This is a genomic window from Flavobacterium kayseriense, assembly GCF_014305095.1.
GTDB lineage: Bacteria > Bacteroidota > Bacteroidia > Flavobacteriales > Flavobacteriaceae > Flavobacterium > Flavobacterium kayseriense.
In genome coordinates this window covers 217,899-240,162 of sequence record NZ_JACRUI010000005.1, presented here as the reverse complement: position 1 = coordinate 240,162, position 22,264 = coordinate 217,899, and the positions used below count along the sequence as shown (strand labels likewise).

The 22,264-nt window shown below is 35.4% G+C and carries 17 protein-coding genes; 6 read left to right on the top strand and 11 right to left on the bottom strand.

Annotation, left to right across the window (positions count from 1 at the left end; genetic code table 11):
- Positions 1–9: 9 nt before the first annotated feature.
- Complete coding sequence (locus tag H8R22_RS14310) at positions 10–1,098, top strand: endonuclease/exonuclease/phosphatase family protein (RefSeq protein WP_187011076.1); 1,089 nt, start codon at positions 10–12, stop codon at positions 1,096–1,098.
- Between the two features lie 92 nt (positions 1,099–1,190).
- Here the strand turns inward: H8R22_RS14310 and H8R22_RS14305 are convergent, their stop codons facing one another.
- Positions 1,191–2,393: an aminotransferase class I/II-fold pyridoxal phosphate-dependent enzyme gene (locus H8R22_RS14305; RefSeq protein ID WP_187011075.1), complete on the bottom strand. Its 1,203-nt coding sequence runs from the start codon at positions 2,391–2,393 to the stop codon at positions 1,191–1,193.
- Between the two features lie 311 nt (positions 2,394–2,704).
- On the opposite strand from H8R22_RS14305, the gene H8R22_RS14300 reads away from it, so the two are divergent.
- On the top strand, positions 2,705–3,163 hold the full coding sequence (locus H8R22_RS14300) for an Lrp/AsnC family transcriptional regulator (RefSeq protein ID WP_187011074.1): 459 nt from the start codon (positions 2,705–2,707) through the stop codon (positions 3,161–3,163).
- A gap of 142 nt (positions 3,164–3,305) precedes the next feature.
- Complete coding sequence (gene lpdA, locus H8R22_RS14295) at positions 3,306–4,709, top strand: dihydrolipoyl dehydrogenase (protein ID WP_187011073.1); 1,404 nt, start codon at positions 3,306–3,308, stop codon at positions 4,707–4,709.
- Between the two features lie 74 nt (positions 4,710–4,783).
- Here the strand turns inward: lpdA and H8R22_RS14290 are convergent, their stop codons facing one another.
- Positions 4,784–5,161, bottom strand: a complete 378-nt coding sequence (locus tag H8R22_RS14290; protein WP_187011072.1) for a DoxX family membrane protein — start codon at positions 5,159–5,161, stop codon at positions 4,784–4,786.
- Between the two features lie 247 nt (positions 5,162–5,408).
- Here H8R22_RS14290 and H8R22_RS14285 point away from each other — a divergent pair, with 247 nt between their 5' ends.
- Genes H8R22_RS14285 through H8R22_RS14275 form a run of 3 tightly spaced genes read left to right on the top strand, consistent with a single transcriptional unit; the run spans position 5,409 to position 10,097 of the window.
- The gene (locus H8R22_RS14285) at positions 5,409–6,695 is read left to right on the top strand and encodes an anthranilate synthase component I family protein (RefSeq protein ID WP_187011071.1); all 1,287 of its coding nucleotides are present in this window, start codon (positions 5,409–5,411) and stop codon (positions 6,693–6,695) included.
- Positions 6,696–6,741: 46 nt separating this feature from the next.
- Positions 6,742–8,052: a tRNA lysidine(34) synthetase TilS gene (tilS, locus tag H8R22_RS14280; protein ID WP_187011070.1), complete on the top strand. Its 1,311-nt coding sequence runs from the start codon at positions 6,742–6,744 to the stop codon at positions 8,050–8,052.
- Positions 8,052–10,097 carry a protein-disulfide reductase DsbD family protein gene (locus H8R22_RS14275; RefSeq protein ID WP_187011069.1) on the top strand — a complete coding sequence of 682 codons (2,046 nt, stop codon included), beginning with the start codon at positions 8,052–8,054 and terminating at the stop codon, positions 10,095–10,097. The genes tilS and H8R22_RS14275 overlap by 1 nt, the downstream gene beginning before the upstream one ends.
- A 197-nt stretch (positions 10,098–10,294) precedes the next feature.
- Here H8R22_RS14275 and H8R22_RS14270 read toward each other — a convergent pair whose 3' ends face one another.
- The 9 genes from H8R22_RS14270 to H8R22_RS14230 form a co-directional block, all read right to left on the bottom strand.
- On the bottom strand, positions 10,295–11,599 hold the full coding sequence (locus H8R22_RS14270; RefSeq protein ID WP_187011068.1) for an ammonium transporter: 1,305 nt from the start codon (positions 11,597–11,599) through the stop codon (positions 10,295–10,297).
- Between the two features lie 283 nt (positions 11,600–11,882).
- Complete coding sequence (locus H8R22_RS14265) at positions 11,883–12,260, bottom strand: PH domain-containing protein (RefSeq protein ID WP_187011067.1); 378 nt, start codon at positions 12,258–12,260, stop codon at positions 11,883–11,885.
- A gap of 2 nt (positions 12,261–12,262) precedes the next feature.
- Positions 12,263–13,561 (bottom strand): amidohydrolase family protein, encoded by a 1,299-nt coding sequence (locus H8R22_RS14260; protein ID WP_187011066.1) that lies wholly within the window; start codon positions 13,559–13,561, stop codon positions 12,263–12,265.
- Positions 13,562–13,594: 33 nt separating this feature from the next.
- The gene (locus tag H8R22_RS14255) at positions 13,595–16,594 is read right to left on the bottom strand and encodes an amidohydrolase family protein (RefSeq protein ID WP_187011065.1); all 3,000 of its coding nucleotides are present in this window, start codon (positions 16,592–16,594) and stop codon (positions 13,595–13,597) included.
- 216 nt (positions 16,595–16,810) lie between these two features.
- A complete protein-coding gene (locus tag H8R22_RS14250) occupies positions 16,811–17,884 on the bottom strand; it encodes an alanine racemase (protein WP_187011064.1) in 1,074 nt (357 codons plus the stop codon).
- On the bottom strand, positions 17,884–19,035 hold the full coding sequence (gene alr / locus H8R22_RS14245) for an alanine racemase (protein ID WP_187011063.1): 1,152 nt from the start codon (positions 19,033–19,035) through the stop codon (positions 17,884–17,886). The genes H8R22_RS14250 and alr overlap by 1 nt, the downstream gene beginning before the upstream one ends.
- Positions 19,025–20,176: an amidohydrolase gene (locus tag H8R22_RS14240; RefSeq protein WP_187011062.1), complete on the bottom strand. Its 1,152-nt coding sequence runs from the start codon at positions 20,174–20,176 to the stop codon at positions 19,025–19,027. Before H8R22_RS14240 ends, alr begins: the two co-directional genes overlap by 11 nt.
- A gap of 6 nt (positions 20,177–20,182) precedes the next feature.
- Positions 20,183–20,617, bottom strand: coding sequence for a GNAT family N-acetyltransferase (locus tag H8R22_RS14235; RefSeq protein WP_187011061.1), 435 nt, complete (start codon positions 20,615–20,617; stop codon positions 20,183–20,185).
- A complete protein-coding gene (locus H8R22_RS14230) occupies positions 20,598–22,070 on the bottom strand; it encodes a sodium:solute symporter family protein (protein ID WP_187011060.1) in 1,473 nt (490 codons plus the stop codon). Before H8R22_RS14230 ends, H8R22_RS14235 begins: the two co-directional genes overlap by 20 nt.
- Between the last annotated feature and the right edge of the window lie 194 nt (positions 22,071–22,264).

Below are 22,264 nucleotides of genomic sequence, written 5' to 3'. Positions count from 1 at the left end.
ACCACTGCTATGATTACTATAATTACAATTTGTGCCGTTTTAACGGTTTTATTTACGCTTATACCATTGTCACGTAATAAACATTGGATTGTTAGAAGCATGGATTTTCCTCGCCTTCAAATCACTGTTTTTTGTATGGCTATTTTAGTGGCTAGTTTTTTCTATTTGGATTTTCAAAATTGGTTTTCAATAGTTTTAGTAATCGCGGTTTCAGTTTGCTTGCTTTATCAGTTATGGTGGGTGTTGCCGTATACTCCATTTTGGTCAAGAGAGGTTAAATCATGCAAGGAGGTAGATCCTGATAGAAGACTTAGTATTATAACTTCGAACGTCCTTACGCCCAATAGGAATGTTGGTTCATTATTGGATTTAGTCAACAAATACCAACCTGATATTTTAGTCACTTTAGAGTCTGATTTATGGTGGGAAGAGCAGCTTGCAGTTTTAGAAGTAATGATGCCGTATACAGTCAAATGTCCATTGGATAACCTGTACGGGATGCATGTGTATTCAAAGTTGCCTTTGCATGACCAAGAGATTTCCTTTTTGATAGAAGATGATGTTCCCTCAATACATCTAGCAATAGAACTTCGCTCAGGAGATAGAGTTAGAGCACATTTCTTGCATCCGGCTCCACCAAGCCCTACTGAAAATACAGAGTCGTCTGAACGTGATGCAGAGCTAATTGCTGTAGCTAAAAGTATTGCCGATAGTGATCAGCCTATTATTGTAGCTGGTGATCTTAATGATGTAGCTTGGTCATCGACAACGCGCCTTTTTCGTAAAATAAGTGGCTTGCTAGATCCTAGGATAGGACGCGGCATGTTAAATACGTTTCATGTTCAAGTACCCATTGCGCGATGGCCCATGGATCATTTATTTCACAGTAGTCATTTTACACTATGTTCTATTCAAAGGTTACCATCGATTAGTTCAGATCACTTTCCGTTGTATACCTCATTAGCTTTTACCCCCGCACAAGAACCGAATCAAGAAGGTCTTGAAGCCGATCGTGAAGATCACCAAAGGGCAGAAGATACACTTGTTGAAAATGGTGGTAGCAGCGATGATGTTCCAGAACCAAATGAACGCAAATAGAACAAATAAAGAAATTCCTGTAGATAGATGTAAAAAAGAAAATCCGTTGTAAATCATTTTACAACGGATTTTAAATTAACTAGATCCTATTTTTACAAAATAGAAAGCTCTTTCATACACGCTTTCATCATTTGGTATGTACGCTCAATGTCATTGTCAAGACCTATCGAGAATCGAATTAATCCGTCAGTTAAGCCCATTTCGGCTTGTTCTTCCATCGGTATTTCGCTCGATGTTGAGGTTCCTGGTGCGCTAAACAACGTTTTGTAGAATCCTAAACTAACTGCAAGATAGCCTAAGTTGCGTGATTGCATCAATTCCATCAAAGCATTAGCTTTCTCCAAAGAACCTACGTCAATAGTCATCATTCCACCAAAACCGTACTCAGGATTAATCATACCCGAATAAATAGTATGACTTGGATGACTTGCTAGTCCAGGATAGACTGTTTTTAAGCCGTCTTTCTCAAAACGTTCCGCTAGGTAAGCTGCATTATGGCTGTGCTGCTTCATACGTATATGTAGCGTGCGTAAATTTTTCATCACACTAGCTGATCGTAAACTGTCCATTGTTGGTCCCAAAAGCATGCTTGCTCCGCTATTTACATCTTTGAGTTTGTTTATAAACTCTTGCGATGCACAGGTTACACCTCCCACAGTATCACTACTACCGTTGATGTATTTGGTTAAACTATGAATAACAATATCAGCGCCTAATTTAGCAGGAGAAACAGATAATGGAGAAAACGTATTATCAACCACTAATGTCAAATTATGTTTCTTTGCAATTTTAGATAAACTAGCAATATCCGCTACCTCGAGTAAAGGATTACTCACTGTCTCACAATACAAAACTTTTGTATTTGCAGTAATCGCTGCTTCGACAATGTCTAGTTTTGTGATGTCTACAAAAGTAGTTTTGATGCCTAAACGCGGAGTAAAATTTTTCAAGAACGCATAAGTTCCACCGTATATCGTACGGCTCGAAACAATATGATCGCCAGTACCACAAAGTTGCAATAAAGTAGGTGTTATAGCACCCATTCCTGATGCTGCAACGTTGGCTGTTTCTGTCCCTTCCATAGCTGCTAGTGCTTGGTCAAGATATAAATTACTAGGCGAGGAGTGACGCGAATACAAATAACAGCCTTCCATGTTACCTTCAAAAGTATCAAACATGGTTTTTGCTGATAAAAACGTATAGGTAGATGAATCAGAGATCGATGGGTTTACACCACCAAACTCACCAAAGTACTGTAAGTCTTGAATATTGTCTGCAGGGTTAAAATCTTTCATATGTTATAATTTTTTAGTTTTTTTTTAGGAGCTTAATCCAGCTATCCGCTATATTCCCGATAAATAAAAACTACAGCTTGAAAAAAGCTTTGTTTTTCTAAATCGGGAGATGCCGCTGCTATCTGGGCTATAGGCGTGGCGTAATCCAAACCCAATTCAAATTAAGTCAATTTCAGTTTATTAATCAACCAACTATCATAAATATAGATTTTTTAACTGCAAAATTGTATTTTTGTAGTGTTGTTTTCTTTTTTTCTATCAAAAATTGAAAATTATTAGATTTTATTTCAAAACTATAAAAACGGCTTACCATGAATCTAGATGTGATTGACAAAAAACTATTGTTGCTATTACAAAGCGATAGTAAAAGAACAAATAAAGAGCTCTCCTTAAAACTCAACCTGTCAGTTACCGCTGTCTATGAAAGAATCAAAAAATTAGAGCGTGAAGGAATTATTGATAAGTATGTCGTAGTCCTTAATAAATCCAAAGTCGAAAAAGGATTTGTTGTTTTTTGCCATTTAAAATTAATTCAACATTCGCACGAATTCTTAACCCATTTTGAGAGCGAAGTTGTCAAACTTAACGAAGTGCTCGAGTGCCATCACGTGAGTGGTGACTACGACTACATTTTAAAAATCGTTGTAAAGGATATGGAAGCCTACCGAGAGTTTTTGGTCACTAAATTAACTACACTTAAACATATTGGTAGTACACAAAGTACATTTATGATTAGCGAAGTAAAAAACACTACAACTATAGCGTTGTAGTAATTTTGAGAGGCTAAATAGTTTTTAGCACGATTAGAATCCAAATACTTCACAAAAAATCTTGTTTTTAGAACTTTTAACAAAACTTAATTCCTTAATTTTGTAGCACTTTTTATAAAAATAATATATAAAACAATATACTATGAATTCATTTGACGTAGTCATTATAGGTTCTGGACCTGGAGGATATGTATCAGCGATTCGTTGTGCACAACTAGGTTTCAAAACAGCCATTATCGAAAAATATTCAACTCTTGGGGGTACTTGCTTAAACGTAGGTTGTATTCCTTCAAAAGCAATGTTAGCTTCTTCTCATCATTATGCTGAAATAAAGCATTTTGAAGACCACGGAATCGAACTTACTGGTGAAGTAAAAGTAAACTTAGCAAAAATGGTTGCTCGCAAGCAAGCAGTCGTTGATCAAACATCAGGTGGAGTAAAATATTTGATGGACAAAAATAATATTACGGTACTTGAAGGACTAGGTTCTTTTGTAGATGCAACGCATGTTGCGGTTGCAAAAGCGGATGGGACATCAGAAACTGTTGAAGCAAAAAATATCATCATTGCTACAGGTTCTAAACCTTCTAATTTACCTTTTATTACAATCGATAAAGAAAGAATTATTACATCGACTGAAGCTTTAAAATTGCCTGAGGTTCCTAAACATCTAGTAATTATTGGTGGCGGAGTTATTGGTATCGAGCTAGGTCAAGTTTATTTACGTCTTGGAGCGCAAGTTTCGGTAGTAGAGTACATGGATCGTATCATTCCTGGAATGGACAGTTCATTGTCTAAAGAATTGACAAAAGTATTAAAGAAACAAGGAATGAAATTCTACGTTTCTCATAAAGTAAAATCGGTAGAAAGAGCTGGCGATGCCGTAACTGTTCAAGCTGAAAACGCAAAAGGAGAAACAATCACTCTTGAAGGTGATTACGCCTTAGTTTCTGTTGGACGTCGTCCTTATACTGATGGTTTGAATGCTGATAAAGCGGGAGTAAAAATTTCAGATAGAGGACAAGTTGAGGTAAACGATCATTTACAAACAAATGTTCCAAATATCTACGCTATTGGTGATGTAGTACGTGGAGCAATGTTAGCTCATAAAGCCGAAGAAGAAGGAACAATGGTTGCAGAATTAATCGCAGGTCAAAAACCACATATCGATTACAACTTAATTCCTGGTGTTGTTTACACTTGGCCAGAAGTAGCTGCTGTAGGACAAACAGAAGAGCAGCTGAAAGAAGCTGGAATTGCGTACAAATCTGGAAGCTTTCCTTTCAAAGCATTAGGTCGCGCACGTGCAAGTGCTGACTTAGACGGATTTGTAAAAATACTTGCTGATGCAAAAACAGATGAGGTTCTTGGTGTACACATGATTGGTGCGAGAACAGCTGATTTAATTGCTGAAGCAGTTGTAGCAATGGAGTTCAAAGCATCTGCTGAAGATATTTCAAGAATGTCTCATGCACACCCTACTTTCGCGGAAGCAATCAAAGAGGCAGCATTAGCAGCTACTGACAACAGAGCATTACACGTTTAAAATAAGCATACCCTTATACATTGACCCGTCTTATTTTTTATAAGGCGGGTTTTTTATTAAAAAATAGTTACTATTTAATCTGCTTTAAATAATCCTTTGTAATTTTCCCAATGGGTAAAAATCAAAAAGATATTCCCCACAAATACAAAAATGGCGATGGGTAAATTCTCAGGAGTTAAAAAGTAATTAATCAATAAGATGTTTAAAGTAACAGGAAATATAATAATATTAGCCAGAGTCATATACTTCCCAGTTATAAATGATAAACCGCATAGTAACTCTACTGCTTTTGCTAAAGGAAATAAGTACATAGATGCTACCAATCCTAATTGAAAAGCCTTGAATTCTCCTGTTGATACCGGTTCCGGTGTTAAATGAAAGAAGTAACTAATAGAAGTGTACAAAAACAAAAGACCTAACATTGTCCGAATAATAATCGCTGCAATTTTCATGATATATAGGTTTTATGGGTTACAGGTTTTAACTAACTGATTGCGGTAAGGCACATTTATATTCTTTAAGTTCTCTCCCGTTGGTTACCGTATAAATCAGAAAAAATTAGACACTATTATAAATACAATTAGTATCTAATCAGTGTATTAATGTAAATTTACGAAATATTTTCGCTGATTTTTCATAATATCATAGATCAAAGGTTTTTTTTTGTCGTAATTTTGAATTTAAAAGCAAAAAATCACTTTGAGAGTAACTGTTCGCAAACCTATTTCAGACCCAAAATTGTTCAAAAAACAACTTTTAACATGGGCGCAACAATTTCGTGAAGTCGTCTATTTAGACAGTAACGACTATGATCATACGTACTCTAGTTATAATGGTTTAGTAGCAGTAGATGCTTTTACATCTTTAAAAACCGATTTTTATAACGCTTTTGAAGATTTAGCGCAATATCAGCAAACAACCAAGGACTGGCTGTTTGGTTATTTGTCCTATGATCTCAAAAATGATTTGGAGCCATTACAGTCCAAAAATTTTGACGGACTTTCTTTTCCCGATTTATTCTTTTTTCAGCCCAAAAAACTTTTTCTCCTACATGATAGCGAGGTAGAGATGCAATATCTAGGGCTGTGTGATGATGAACTAGAAGATGATTTTGAGGAGATTTTATCGCAAGTTTTACATCACGATGTTCAGGAGCAATCTCTTGAAATAAAGCAGCGCATCGATTTTAACAAATATATATCTAAGGTTTCTAGTATGCTGGAGCATGTGCAACGCGGGGATATTTATGAAGCAAATTTTTGTATGGAGTTTTTTGCCGAAAATGCTATTATCGATCCATTAGATAAATTTTTTAAGCTCAACGAAATATCACAATCTCCATTTGCTGTTTTTTTCAAAAATAACAAGCATTTTTTGCTTTCATCTTCACCGGAACGTTATTTGAAAAAGCAGGGACAAGAGTTAATTTCGCAACCAATAAAAGGAACGGCAAAGCGCTACGCAATTAGTAGTGAGGATGAATTGGCTAAAAAATTATTAGCAGAAGACCCAAAAGAACGATCAGAAAACATTATGATCACAGATTTAGTGCGTAATGATTTATCTCATACAGCGCAAAGGGGATCAGTTCAGGTACCTGAATTATGTGCCGTATATTCGTTTCTGCAAGTGCATCAAATGATTTCGACGGTGACTTCTAAACTCGATCCCCAATATTCAGCCATTGAAGCGATTAAAAAATCATTTCCAATGGGAAGCATGACGGGTGCTCCCAAAATTTCGGCTATGAAAATAATAGAGGAATTAGAAGAGACAAAAAGAGGTTTGTACAGTGGAGCAGTGGGATATTTTACTCCCGATGGCGATTTCGACTTTAATGTTGTCATTCGAAGTATACTTTACAATCAAGAAAATAAATACATCTCCTTTTCTGTTGGTAGTGCAATCACCTCTTTGTCAGTACCTGAAAAAGAGTACGAGGAATGCTTATTAAAAGCGAAAGCGATGCGCGAAGTATTAGAATAAGTAGCGTATAATTTGTAGATAAATTATTAATCTTTATTTTTGAAGGATGCTAGAAAAACTACAAGCTCATATTAGAGAAAACTTTCCTTTCCTAGAAAACAAGAAATTACTTTTGGCCACAAGTGGTGGTTTAGATAGTATGGTCATGGTTGAATTATTTAGACAATTACCTTACGAAATCGCGCTAGCACATTGTAACTTTCAATTGAGAGGAGTCGAGAGCTTTGAAGATCAGAAATTTGTAGAAAACTATGCTGAGCAATATGCGATTTCGCTTTTTGCAACTCAGTTCGATACTACGGCTTTCGCCAAAGATTACAAACTTTCTACACAAGTAGCTGCACGAGACCTGCGATACAATTGGTTTTATGAGTTGATCGAGGAAGAGCAGTTTGATTATGTCTTGACAGCGCATCATGCAGATGACAACATCGAAACATTCTTAATCAATTTAGGTAGAGGAACAGGCTTGGATGGTTTAGTGGGTATTCCGTCCCAGAATGATAAAATTATTAGACCGCTATTGCTTTTTTCTAGAATTGAAATTGCAGATTACGCAGCCGAAACAAAACTAAAATGGCGAGAGGACAGCAGTAATGCATCTAACAAGTACTTGAGAAACAAAATTAGACATGATGTAGTCCCTTTATTGAAAGAACTCAATTCAAATTTTGTATCAACTTTTCAAAACACACAAAAGTACTTGCAAGAAGCACAAGCAATGGTTGAGGATGCGGCTATTATGGTGTATCAGCAAGTTGCAGAGCAAAATGGAGAAACAATTCATTTTGATCTTTTACAACTTAAAAGGTTGCCTAATTATAAATCATACTTGTATCATTGGCTTAAAGAATTTGGTTTTACAGCTTGGAATGATATCTATGATCTAGTCGAAAGCCAATCTGGTAAGCAAGTTTTGAGCACTGATTATCGATTGATAAAAGATCGCGATACCTTATTACTTGTTCCAATGTTAGAAAGTAGTTCGCATGAGGAGTTTTTCATCGAGAAAGAAGTTCAAGAAGTTAAGATTCCCTTAAAATTATCTATTTCTAAAGTGACTGATCGAACGACTTCATCAAATACAACTATCTTTGTCGACGAAAATAAATTAGTTTATCCGTTGGTTTTAAAAAAATGGCAAGAGGGTGATGTTTTTCAGCCTTTTGGGATGAAAGGAAAAACTAAAAAACTAAGTAAACTTTTCAAAGATGAGAAATTGTCAGTCGTTGATAAAGAAAATATTTGGATATTATGGTCCGCAGATACCATTGTGTGGGTCGTAGGATTACGCCAAGACGAACGATTTAAAATAGAAAATAATACAGAACATATCCTGAAACTAGAAATACAATAATGAAGAAAATACTATTTATATTTATCTCTTTCTTGGCTTTTGCCAATGCCAATTCGCAAATGCTAGATCCTGTGAAATGGTCAACCAAAATAGAGAAAAAATCAGAGAACACCTTTGTTCTTGTTTTTGATGCAGTTCTAGAAAAGGATTGGCATATGTATTCGCAATTTACGCCTGATGGAGGACCACTACAGTTAGAGGTATCGTTCAAGAACCAAAAAGGAAATTTTAATTTGGTTGGTAAGGCTAAAGAAAGTAAGACTAAAACAGCCTACAACGATATATTTGAGGTTAATGAGACTTTTTTTGAGGGAAAAGCTCAAATTAGACAGGAGGTAACGGTAACTAATCCTAAACTTGGTACAATAGACGCGGTATTAAATTATCAGGTCTGTAAGGAAGTTTGTATCAATCAAGAAAAAAAGTTCACATTTACGATTCCTGCTATTACGGTGGTTGCTGCTCCAACAGTAGAATCAAATCCTGAAACAGTAGGTACAACAGTTGCCACAGATACTACTACCGTCGATTCATTAGCGCCAAGCTTAGGGGAAAGTAATGTGTATGATGCTAATGATCGTACTAAGGAGGTAGTTGCTATTCCAACAGAGGATACAACAACGGCTCGCGGATTATGGTCGATATTTTTCATTGCCTTTCTTTCTGGTTTTGCAGCTTTACTAACGCCCTGTGTTTTTCCTATGATACCCATGACAGTTAGTTTTTTTACGAAACAAAGCAAAACTAGAGCAGCCGGAATTAGGAATGCTATTATTTACGGTATTGCTATAATTGTTATTTATGTCATATTAGGCTTCTTAGTTACTTGGATTTTTGGAGCAGGAGCTCTGAATGCTTTGTCTACAAATGTCTGGTTTAACATTCTTTTCTTTGTGCTATTGGTCGTTTTTGCTTCTTCTTTTTTAGGAGCATTCGAGATTATGCTGCCTAATTCTTGGGCAAATAAAGTCGATAGCCAAGCAGATAGAGGTGGTATTTTAGGTATTTTATTTATGGCGCTAGCCTTGGCAATTGTTTCTTTTTCGTGCACGGGTCCTATTGTAGGTACTTTATTGGTAGAAGCTGCTTCAAAGGGCGGAATTGCACCTGTAATTGGGATGTTAGGCTTTTCATTAGCTTTGGCTTTGCCATTTATGCTTTTTGCCATGTTTCCAGGTTGGTTGAACTCGTTGCCTAAATCGGGTGGTTGGTTAAATACCGTGAAAGTTGTTTTAGGATTTTTAGAATTGGCTTTGGCTTTCAAATTCTTGTCCAATGCCGATTTGGTACTACAATTACACCTATTAGAAAGAGAAGTATTTCTAGCGATTTGGATTGCCATTTTCGGGACTTTAGCCTTTTATTTATTCGGAAAAATTACTTTGCCTCATGATAGTCCTTTGACGCATATTTCAGTGGGTCGATTGATGATGGGGTTAGTAGTATTAACTTTTACTGTTTATATGATCCCAGGACTTTGGGGCGCGCCTTTAAAATTAATAAGTGCTTTTCCGCCAACTTTAGAGTATAGTGAAAGTCCAAAAGGATTGGGTGGCTCAACAATTGCCTCAACTGAAGTATTACCTGAAGGAGCTAAGTTAGGACCTCACGGTATTATGGTTTTTGAAGATTATGAAAAAGGATTGGCTTACGCCAAAACAGTAAACAAACCCATTATGATTGATTTTACAGGTTACGCTTGTGTTAATTGTCGAAAAATGGAAAATAATGTATGGTCTGACGATAAAATTTTACCAATTCTGTCAAAGGAAATTGTTTTGATTTCTTTGTATGTTGATGATAAGCGTGCGCTTCCAAAAGAAGAGCAGTTTGTATCAAAAACAACAGGATCAGAAATAGCAACGGTAGGGGATAAGTGGACTGATTTTATGATTTCGACTTATAAAACAAATACACAACCTCTATATGTATTAACAGATTCAGAGGGAAATAGCTTAAATTCAGCTAAGCCTACAATAAGCTATGTTGGTGTTGCTGAATATGAAAATTGGTTAAAAACAGGTATTTCTAATTATAAAAAATAGAATAATTCCACTCTTTTATGGACTGCCACATGGTTTTAAATAACGCTGTTTAAATACAAGAAATCGTTATTTTTACAACTATTTTTTGAGTGACAGCATATTTTAATTTTTCTTTAAAAAAAAAGTAACATCTATCCTATAATAGAAAAGTCCTTGAGGTTTACTTCAAGGACTTTTTTTATGGATGTATTTTGTTTTTAAAGAAACTCTCCATGTTGCGAGATATCTAATCCAAGTTCCTCTTTATCCTCAGTTACACGTAAAGGAGTAATTTTGTTCACTATGAAAAACAAAAAGTAAGAGACTGTAAATGCAAATAGAGATACTATTATTAAAGCGACAAATTGGTTGATAAACAAAGTTGTTTCTCCAAATATCAGTCCTTGGTCCGTTACAGCAGGATTTACAGCTTTTGAAGCAAAAACACCAGTTAATAGCATCCCTACCATTCCCCCAACTCCGTGACAAGCAAATACATCTAAAGCATCATCGATTTTTCCTTTTGGAAATCTACTAACAGCAAAATTGCTGACAATGGCAGAGAAAGCACCTATAAAAATCGCATGCGGAATCGTTACAAATCCAGCAGCAGGCGTGATAGCTACTAGTCCGACCACAGTTCCTATACAAGCACCCATGGCCGATACTTTGTGTCCGAGTATTTTATCGTAAAAAATCCAAGCCATTCCCGCCGCTGCTGCTCCTACGGTTGTAGTACCGAGTGCTTGTGCGGCTAGTCCGTTTGCGGCTAATGCAGATCCAGCATTAAAGCCAAACCAACCAAACCATAACAATCCAGTTCCTAACAAAACATAAGTGATACGTGCTGGATTAGATTTTTGTGTTTTTCTTTTTCCTAAAAACATAGCGCCTGCAAGTGCAGCCCAACCTGCGCTCATGTGAACTACAGTTCCTCCTGCAAAATCTAGAACTCCCATTTTAAAGAAGAATCCATCTGCATGCCAAGTCATATGACACAAAGGGGTGTATACAAATAAAATGAATAAAAGCATAAATAACATATAGGCCCAGAAACGAATTCTTTCAGCAAATGCACCTGTTATTAAGGCAGGAGTTATAATGGCAAACTTTGCTTGAAATAAAGCAAACAACATGAAAGGAATAGTGCCGTAGGCAGTGTTAATATTAACATTTTGAAACATGAAATACTCTGTTGGGTCTCCAATAAAACCTCCTATAGAAGAACCAAATGATAAACTAAAACCAACAAATACCCATAATAGTGTCACGATAATCATGGCCATAAAGCTTTGAAGCATTGTACTAATTACGTTTTTTTTACCTACCATACCACCATAAAAGAATCCCAATCCAGGAGTCATTATTAGTACTAAAGCGGTTGCTACAATCATCCATGCAGTATCTCCCGAATCAAATTTTACTTCTTGAGTAGGAGCAGGATTAGTATTTAAAATAAAGCTAGAAAATAACGTTAGTATTAATAGTGTGAGCAGTATTACACTTAAAATAATTTTTCTCATTTGTTTTGGTTTTAATTTCAAGCAAATTTATAAAATCATTCTATACCTGTTGTAAAATGCAGGGTAAGTTGGATATTTTTACTAATTTAATAAATTAAACCCTTATATTTTACGGGGTTTGTATTTGAGAACGTATTTCTAACTGCTATTTTGGTAGTATGTTTCTTTTTGTATTGTTGTAATTTAGCTATCATGGTTGTAGGCCTAAAAAAAAATCAGATCTATAACAAGTTTGTTATAGATCTGATTGTAGAATTAGAAGTATACTAGTTTTAACCCAAGACTATTGTAAAATATGGGTGCTTAAAATTTTATAAACTTCATTAATGTTATTATCCTTACCGAATTGTTTCTTGATAGGGGTTGTTTCTCCAGTAATCCAAATTTTTAATTCGGCATCTAGGTCTAAAATACCACCGCTTTCCTTTGAGAATTTCTTTATACTAGAGTAGGGTATCGATTGGTAGTCTACTTTTGATCCAGTTACACCTTGTTTTTCAACTAGTATTAACCTTTTGTTTGTAAAAATAAACATGTCTCGAATGACCTTGTAAGCCTTCTCGATTTGTTCACCATCGATTAAGATCGGTTCAAATTCTTTGGATACTTTTTCAATAGTTACCTCTGAAGCATTCCCTAAAATAGCATTAAATATTCCCATGTTTATTGATTGTATTTCTTTTTATAGATTGTATTCAACTTTGATTGATGGTTATCTAGGTTGAGCAGTTTACCTTGAATAAAAGCTTGTGTTAACTTATTCGTTCTCATGTCGAGAGCATCTCCTTCAGAAACAAATAAAGTAGCATCTTTCCCTTCTTCCAGTGTTCCGCACATGGCATCGATATTCAATAATTTTGCTGTATTTGATGTGATTAATTGTAATGCTTGCTCTCTGTCAAGTCCGTAAGCTGCACAAGTACCTGCAAGGAAAGGAAGATTTCTAGTATTCATTCTTTCCATCGAACCACTGTTTTCAAGACCTACAAGTATTCCTTTGTCGACTAACATTTTAGCCATTTTATATGGTAAATTAACATCGTCATCATCGTTTTCAGGCATTTCATGGACGCGCTGTAGCAAAACTCCGACATTGTGTTTTTTTAACATATCAGCTACTTTATACGCTTCAAATCCACCAACAATTACTGTTTTTTTGATTCCGCTTTCTACAGCTAAGTTTATAGCATCTACTATCTGTAATTCTGCAGTAGCATGTATAAAAAGTGTTTGAGTTCCGTCAAATAAACTCTTAGTAGATTCAAATATAAGATTTCGGTCTTTACCTGGATCGGCGATATATGACTTTGCATTTGTTAGGAAAGCTCTAGTTTCATCAATTTGCTTTGCATAATTTTTATTCAAATTAGAAGCTCCTGGCTCTGCCCAACGTCCTCCTCTATTAAAAGAAGAAGGGAAGTTCATATGAATACCATCATTCTCTTTCATGATAGCGTCTTGCCAGTTCCAAGAGTCTAAATGAACAACCGATGAGGCACCTGAGATTATTCCACCTCTCGGTGTAATTTGAGCTATTAGAATCCCGTTAGGGCGTACCGTTTCTATAACTTTCGACTCGGCATTGTAAGCAACAATACCTCTAACATTTGGATTAAAATCTCCTATTTCGCTTTCGTCATCTGATGATTTTATAGCATCAATTTCTACCAATCCCAATGTTGAATTAGGAGCAATGAAGCCAGGGTACACGTGTTTCCCAGTTGCGTCAATAGTTGTGTCGTACGTTCCTTGTGCTAATCTGATCTTTGTAGCATCTGCTACTAGGGTAAGTTTTCCGTCTTTAAATCCAATTGCACTATTTTGAATTACTTGACCGTTTCCTAGGTGAGCAGTAGCATTCATTATCAAAACTGATTTTGTTTGCTTATCTGCTGGTGCGTGTTGTGCTGCTAAGGACAAACTCAGTGATAGCAGAAGTAAATATCTTTTTTTAAGTATCATTTTATATGTTTTTTCAATTATTGAGTCCGCTTTTTATTGTTCCATTGTATCACAGTGGTATTCAACCTTAGTTTTTTTCTTAGGTTCCTGTGTGTTCATACCTTTGTTTTTTTCTTCAAGCATTTGACCTATAATTAGATTTCTCTCTTGATTTACGGCTACTCTTTTAGCCTCGTCTTTTTTAGCGTCATAGTAAACGGTACCTTCAATAATTGTTTTCTCTGCTTGAGCGTAGATCGATAGTGGGTTTGCACTCCATAAAACGATGTCAGCATCTTTTCCAACTTTTATACTACCCACTTTATCATCGATATGTAATAATTTTGCTGGATTTAGAGTGACGAATTTCCATGCATCCTCTTCCGAAACATCACCATATTTCACTGCTTTTGCTGCTTCTTGGTTTAATCTTCTTGACATTTCAGCATCATCAGAGTTGTAAGCTACTAATAAGCCTGCATTGTGCATGATTGGACCATTGTAAGGAATAGCGTCGTTTACTTCAAATTTATAAGCCCACCAGTCAGCAAATGTAGATGCTCCAACGCCATGCTCTTTCATTTTATCAGCTACTTTGTAACCTTCTAAGATGTGGGTAAATGTATTTACTTTAAAATTAAATTTATCAGCAACATTCATTAACATTAAGATCTCTGATGCCACATAAGAGTGACAAGAAATAAAACGTTCTTTATTTAAAATCTCTACTAAAGTTTGCATTTCCACATCTACTCTCGGAGCTTTTCCTTTATTTTTCTTAGATGAAGCGTTGTATAATTTCCAAGTCGCTTCATATTCTCTAGCGCGTTGAAAGTAATCAGTGAAAACTTGTTCAACTCCCATTCTAGTTTGAGGAAAACGTGTAGGGTTATTAGTTCCCCAATTCGATTGCTTTACGTTTTCTCCCAAAGCAAATTTTATAAAGCCTGGCTGATTCTTGTACAACATTTCGTCAGGAGCCGCTCCCCATTTCCATTTTACAATTGCTGATCTACCGCCAATTGGGTTTGCAGATCCATGAAGCAATTGGGATGTTGTTACACCACCAGCTAGCTCTCTGTAAATATTTACGTCGTCAGAATTTACAACATCTTGTATTGTTACCTCTGCACTCGAGTTGTGTCCACCTTCATTAACTCCACTAGAGATTGCGATGTGTGAATGTTCGTCTATAATTCCACTAGTAAGGTGTTTTCCTTTCGCATCAATTACAGTTGCTGAAGCATCGCTTAAATTGTTTCCAATTGCGGCAATTTTACCATTCTTAACCAATACATCTGTTTCAGTAAGAATTCCTTCTTTTTCATTTGTCCAAACCGTTGCGTTTTTAAAAAGCAAGGTTTCTTGATTTAATTTGGCAGTGTTTCCAAAAGCAATATTTGGGAAACTAACGGGAACAACTGTATTTAATTTAGTTTCGTTTTTCTTGTCCTTTTCTTTTTCGAAAGGAGCAGTTTTTAACGCAGACCAAGTTAATTCTCTTCCATCAAAAGCAATTACTTTTCCACTCAGATTAGGTGTGTTTTCAATATAACCTGTTAGTCTATTAAAATTAGTTTTAACTGAGTCTTTGGTTTTCATGATTAATGAAATCCAATTATTAGCGATGGTAAGTTTTGAATTTACTTTAGTAGAGTCAATATTCTTTATTTCCGCTTCAGGAGAAGCAATTTCTCCTTTGATAAGTAATTTGTAGGTTGTGTTATCCACTGTTAGGTCATAACTACCACGAATATCTTTAGCAGTCATGTCTTTGATAACATATTTGTTTCCTTCAACCCAGTTTTCATAGATTGTTGTTTTCTTGTCAAATACTTCACCAGAGGTAATCAAGAAGTTGGCAAGGCTACCATCTTTTAAAGTTCCAATCTCATTACTTTTTCCAAGTAAAGAAGCTGGTACAGTGGTTAATGCTTCTAATGCTTTAGTTTTGTCAAAACCGTATTGAATCGCTTTTAATAAGTTAGTTCTAAAATCATCGATTTTTTTAAGTTTGTCAGTTGTTAGTGCAAAAACAACTCCATTGTCAGACAATACTTTAAGGTTAGTTGGCGCTTGATTCCATAATCTTAAATCGCTAAAGTCTAATTGACTTGCTAAGTAAGGATTTGTTACATCAAAAGCTTCTGGAAAGTTAATAGGGATGATAAATGAAGCATTAGTTTTCTTAATTTCATCTATTCTCTCAAATTCATTACCTCCACCTTTAAGGATGTAGTTTAATCCAAATTCCTTAGCGATTTTTGCCGCTCTTAGACTATTTAATTTATCCTCTGAAGCAAAAATTTGAACTAATTTTTGGTTGTCCTTCATCGCTTCTAACGACAAATCAGTTGTTTTAGAATTTCCATTTTTGTACCAGTCCAGATCCAAATACATTTGACGTAATAATGCCATCATTCCCATTAGTGAACTAGGATACGATTGGATAGAACCAACACTTTTAGAAAAACTAAAGTGATTCGTGATTTTGTTAGATAATAGACGCTTGCTATTATCGTCATTATTTAAAGCAATCAAAGATCCTGTCCCTTGTGCAATACCATCAGCAACGTGCGTACCTACAACACCAAAACCTGCTTTTAATAGCTCTTCAGCTTTAGCATTATCGTATTTGAAATTAGCGAATGCTTCTGTTTCAGGTTTGATGTGCTCGTTCCAATAGTACCCTTCTTTTTTAGTATCATACAAAGGATTTTGGCGGCCACCACCTTCGGCTCTTTTGGTTTTTTCGATTCCAAAAGTAGTATACATATCTATAAAGGAAGGATAGATTGATTTTCCTTCTAGATTTACTACAATTGTGTTTTTTGGAAGTGTTACTGCTTTTCCTGCGCTAATTACTTTTCCATTCTGGATTAGTAAAGTTCCTTTTTCGATTATTTGTGTTGGAGTAACAAATATTTTCGCATTCGTAAAGGCAGTATAATTGTTGTTTTTGTTTTGTATACTTTCATTATTTGGAAAGTATTCCTGCGCATTAATTTTTGGTATAAAAACTAATAAAAAGAGGAGGTAAATAGTTTTTTTCATATGGTTTTAGTTAATTTTTTATAAAAATACTAAAACTCTTTATTTATATATGATAAAGAATACAAATTAACACTTACATGGTAGTTAATTTAATTATTTAAAATTTTATGCAATATTAATTTAAATATTAATATTATAAATTGCATTATCTTTAAAAAAAGGAAAATACCTTTGTGGTTTTTTCCTTTAAGATATCTATTTGTTGATAATCATGGGTTATCCTATCGTTTTTTCGATATAATCTGAATTTAAGAGGTAAAGGGCTCCCATATACCTGATTTTGAAGGAGACTAAATCGCCTATTTTGTATTTTTTCTCTGCGTTAGAGATATCAATTACCAACATATCGGAACTTGCATCAACGATTGTTATTCCGCTATCCTCGGGTTCTAAATACTGAGGTTGCATATCTAAAAGACCAATATCTAAAATAGCCCGCAATGAGGTCGTGCTTAAATCAGCTTCTTCGTCTATAACGAATGTGTTTCCAACGCCGCTTTCACCTAATTCCCCTATTGGTGTATCTGGTTTCTCTGTAATTTCAATAATCTCTGTAAAGAGCTTAAAAACGTCATTGTGCATTCCTTTGATGGTCTCGCCTGTAAAAAGATCTTTACCAAAAAATAAAGCTTCACCGATTCTAAAATGATTAACGGCCATAGGGCGTGCATTTTTTAAAATTAGCGGAATTGCAACGGAAGTCCCACCAGAAACCCATGGAATTTCGATATTAAACTTGGCTTCAATTAATTGTTTATACAGACTCAATTGAATGAGTTTATCTTGTGTAGGCATAATACCGCTCAGGCAATTAAGGTTGGTTCCTATACCTCTGATTTCGATATTAGGTAAGCTCAAAATTTTTCCATAAAACTCAATCAATTCTTCGCCCATGACGCCTTCACGTAAATCACCCATTTCAATCATAATAATGATTTTATGAATTTTGTTTTGCTTCAACGCTTCTTTAGAGAGTTCCTGGATTGTATAAATTTCAGTATTAAAACTGACGTCGGCATAACGTACAATACTTTCGATACTTCGTTTTGCAGGGGGTTTGATATACACCGTTTGTATATCGGGGTTTAATTTTTTAATTTTTTTTAAATTGCTAATTCGGGAATCATGCATTTCATGAACCCCTAACGCCATTATCTCTTTTAGGTAGAGTTCGTTACCGCACAAAAGCTTAGTAACAACACCCCATTCTATATTTCGAGATTTAAAAATTTCGTTTAGGAACAGATAGTTTTCCTCTAACTTTTTTCTATATAATTTTATAAAAGCCATTATTGAATGATTTTGCGTGGAATCGTTTTTGCTATTCTAGTTAGTAATTCATAATTAAGTTGATTGCTTAAATCGCTGAAAGAAGCCACTGAAACAGTCATTTCATTTTGAGATCCAATTAATACCACTTCATCTTCTTTTTTTACGGTATCGATATCTGTAACATCAATAGTCATCATGTTCATATTTACAGATCCAATTACGGTACATCTGTGTCCTTGAATTAATACACGTCCTTGATTGCTCAACGAACGGCTATAGCCATGAGCATATCCGATAGGAACTACTGCAATTTTCATTTTCCTCTCTGCTAGAAAGCTTGTTCCGTAACCAATGAATTCGCCGCTATTTACTTTTTTAGTCGACATGATTGTACTTTTCCAAGCAATGATGCGCTGCAAAGGATCAATTTTACTTTTGGTCGAATTTAAAAAATTGACAAAAATCTCGGGACTTGACCATAGACCATACTGCATTATTCCGATGCGAACTAAATCCATTCTCGTTTCTGGGTACATCATTGATGCTGCAGAACAAGCGGTATGTTTAATTTCAGGTTGGATACCATTGTTACAAATATAGTCATCTATTTCCTTAAATTTTTTTATTTGCTTTTCAACTCGGTAATAATTAGTAATACTTTCGGCACCTGCATAGTGCGTACAAAGTCCTTTAAAAATTAAATGCTGATTTTCTTTTTTTAAAGTAGTAATAACATAGGATAGTTCTTGTTTATTAAATCCAGTGCGGTTCATTCCAGTTTCTATTTCGATATGGACTATAGCTCTAGTCTTGAGTTTCTTTGCTACTTTTACAGCTGTGGAAAGCCTACTTTTGTCAAAAACATAAAATTCTACAACGTTAGCAATTACCCATTCCATATCTTGGTCAGGTACGAAACCCATGATCATAATAGTGACTTTAGATGATAATGCTGCTCTAATTAATTTGGCTTCTTCGACGTCAAAAACAGAAAAATGATTCACCCCACAATCATTTGCCATAGTGGCAAATTCGTGCAGTCCATGTCCATAAGCATTTCCTTTGACCACGGAGGATAGAATGACTTTTTTACCAAAAATCTTTCTTAAAAATTGGATATTGTTAAGGTATGCGTTTTTATTTAGTTCTATTATTGAGTTAGTGTGCATTTAGTATTTGTTTACTAATTTGATGAAACATGGCTATACCAGTAGGAATAATTTCGTCAGGAAAATCATAATCTGGATTGTGTAAGGCAGGGGAGTCTGTTCCTGAGCCTACGCCAAACATAGCACCTAAGAATTGATGTGTAAAAAGGCCGAAATCTTCTCCCCAAGTAAATGGAGTTTGTTTTTCTAAAAAGTTAAAATTATTAATTTTAGATGCTTTTTTGATATAATCGACGGCCCCAGTATTATTTTCGTTTGCGTAAAATTTTTGAGTCCATGATGTTTCATGTTTTAAATGGAATTCCTCCGCTATTATTTTAACTTCTTTTTCTAATTTTTCTTCGATAACCTTCATTTGCATATTGCTGTCGCTTCGAACCGTAAAATGAATTTGCGCAGCACCAGCAGATACTCCGTAGGCTTTTTTACCCATCTTCGAATAAATTGGGGTAATCAAGCAGTACTTTTCTTTGCCAAGATCAGGTTGAATTAATTCGTTAAATCTTGTCGTAATTTTAGCTAAAGCCAATGCGGGATTGATTCCCATATGCGGCTCTGCAGCATGCGACGTATGGCCGTTAAGCTTTATAATTAAGCTATTTACAGCACAACTAAAAGTGTTTACTTTGCTCACAATTTGATTTTGCTGGTGACCAGGAATATTGTGCAGTGCAAAGGCGAAGTCTGGTCGATACATAAATTTAGGATCATTCAATATTTTTTCAGCACCAGTTCCGTCTTCCTCCGCAGGTTGAAAAAGTAAGATTACGACTCCTGTTTCGGGTCTGTTGGTGTGCAGTTCCATAGCCAAACCGCATAAAATAGCCATATGTCCGTCGTGTCCGCACTTGTGAGAGACTCCTTTATTGACAGAACGATGGTCAAATGTGTTTATTTCATCTATCGGCAAAGCATCAAGCTCTGCTCGAAATAAAATGGTCTTACCTGCTTCTTTCCCATGGTAAATAGCTAAAACTCCTGTTGTCCCGATGTTCGTGATCAGTTCATCAGGAGAATAATTTTCAAGAAATGAAATAATCCTTTTGGCTGTATTGATTTCTTTTCCTGAAACTTCTGGATATTTATGTAATTCCTTTCGCAATAGCGTGAGTGAGGCTAAGCTTTGGTTTAAATTTTCCATTTTGGATTATTTGATAAGACGCATCTCTAGGTATTTGTTAGTAAACCCTAGTTTTTCGTATAGCTTTTTGGCAGGATTATCTGGTTCTACATGCAAGGCTATATTTCCTTCGGCAATCGAAATGGCTTTTTGCATTAATTGCTTGCCATACCCTTTACCACGATGGCTGTTATCTACTGCGATGTACACTAAAATGTTCTCGGGAATAAAATCTTTCATCCCTGTATTGTTTAAGATTACTATCCCAACGATTTCATTTTCATCTAATCCTATAACTATATTTCCACCTTTGTCCGGGTGCATCACATAATCGATACATTTTAAGATATCAGCTATTTTATCTCCATATTCTTCGAGATGAGTAAATAAAAATTGTGCAATAACTCCACTTGTATATATAGGATTTGCACCTGTTGTTTGATTAATTATTCTGAATTCCATTTTGTTTTTCGTTTTTGTTAAAATGATAATATGATAGTGTTAGAAATAAAATTAAAGAGACCGTCAAACCATAAATGTTAGCATCTATGTGCTCGGGTAATTTTATTCCTAAAGGTAATTTATTTTTAGTAAGAATTAAAATAATTGTGGTACTTCCGCCCAAGAGCATACTCCAGAAAGCAGCGATGGGATGACTTTTTTTCCAGAAAAGAGCACCAATCACCGGAACAAATAAACCCGATACCATAAAGGCGTAGGAGTACAGCATCAATTCTAAAACATTTTGCATTTGAGAAGCTAGTAAAATCGCAAACAAACCAACTGCTAGCGTTACAATTTGCGACAACCGTAACTCTTTCTTATGCGTTAGTTCTTTTTTAGAAAATTTAGCTATAATATCCGTCACAATATTACCAGATGCAGCCATCAAGCAGCTGTCTGCCGTTGAGAGGATAGCCGAAAAATAAGAGGATAGCATTAATCCCAAAAGCCCAACAGGTAGTATAGTTGCAAGTAGGACCGGTAAGCCCATTTCACTGTCCATTGTACTCGCATCAGTAATACCGGCAAACATTCCTTGGCTAGCAGCAACTTTAGCAAGCATTCCTAGAATTACTCCCATAAATGCCATGATCGGCCACTCAAATGCACCCGCAATGAGCCAAGCTTTCTTCGCCTCTTTTTCTCCTTTACTAGCATAAATTCGTTGGTACAATGTCATTCCCACAAACCAAATAGGAATGATCGTTACAGACCAATTTAGTATTTGATACCAATGTACATTAGTTAACGATAGATATTTTGGGTCTAATGTTGCTTTAATAGCGTCATAACCCCCTACAGCATGATAGGCAATTGGTATTCCAATAAATACAAGGCCGCTAATTAATATCAACCATTGAATTGTGTCTGTGTAAATAACGGCTTTAAGGCCACCTATTGCGGTATAGACCACAGCGATAATTCCCATTACAATCAAAGCCGTCTGTAAATTTAAACCTTCGATTGTAGCTGACGCTAATTTGGCTCCAGCCAAAACTTGCGAGCTTGTAAAGCCTACATATCCAATGGCAGAAATAATTCCGGCCAATAAAGCCACACGGGAATTGTAAAAGTGCCCAAAAATTTGCGGAAAAGTAAAAAATTTATACTTGTGTCCCAGATGACTCACTTTTGGAATAAGAAAAACAGCACTCAACCAAGCTCCTAAAAGTCCGGTGAATAGCATCCAAGAGCCTGATAATCCCATGGTAAAGCCAAGGCCTCCAAGACCAATAGAAAAACCACCACCAACATCAGTAGCGACTACTGATAGGCCGATGTGCCAACTGCTCATATTGCGTCCGCTTACATAAAAGTCCTCAGCCGTTTTATTTTTATTAAAAAAGTAGATTCCTACACCAAGCATAGCAAACATATAAACAACAAAGATTAGATAATCTATCCAGTGCATTTTATTTTAGTATTGGTTAATAGTAGCCTGTAAGTGGAATTTTTCCAAAAGGCAAAGATGCAGCGAACTACAAATACGATATTTTTTTAGTAGGATTTCAAGAATTTGAAATCACTGATAGGCAAATTTGGAATGATTAAAAAAAAATCGTTTTCCAATTAAAAAACCTATAATTGAGTGCAAATATAGGTATA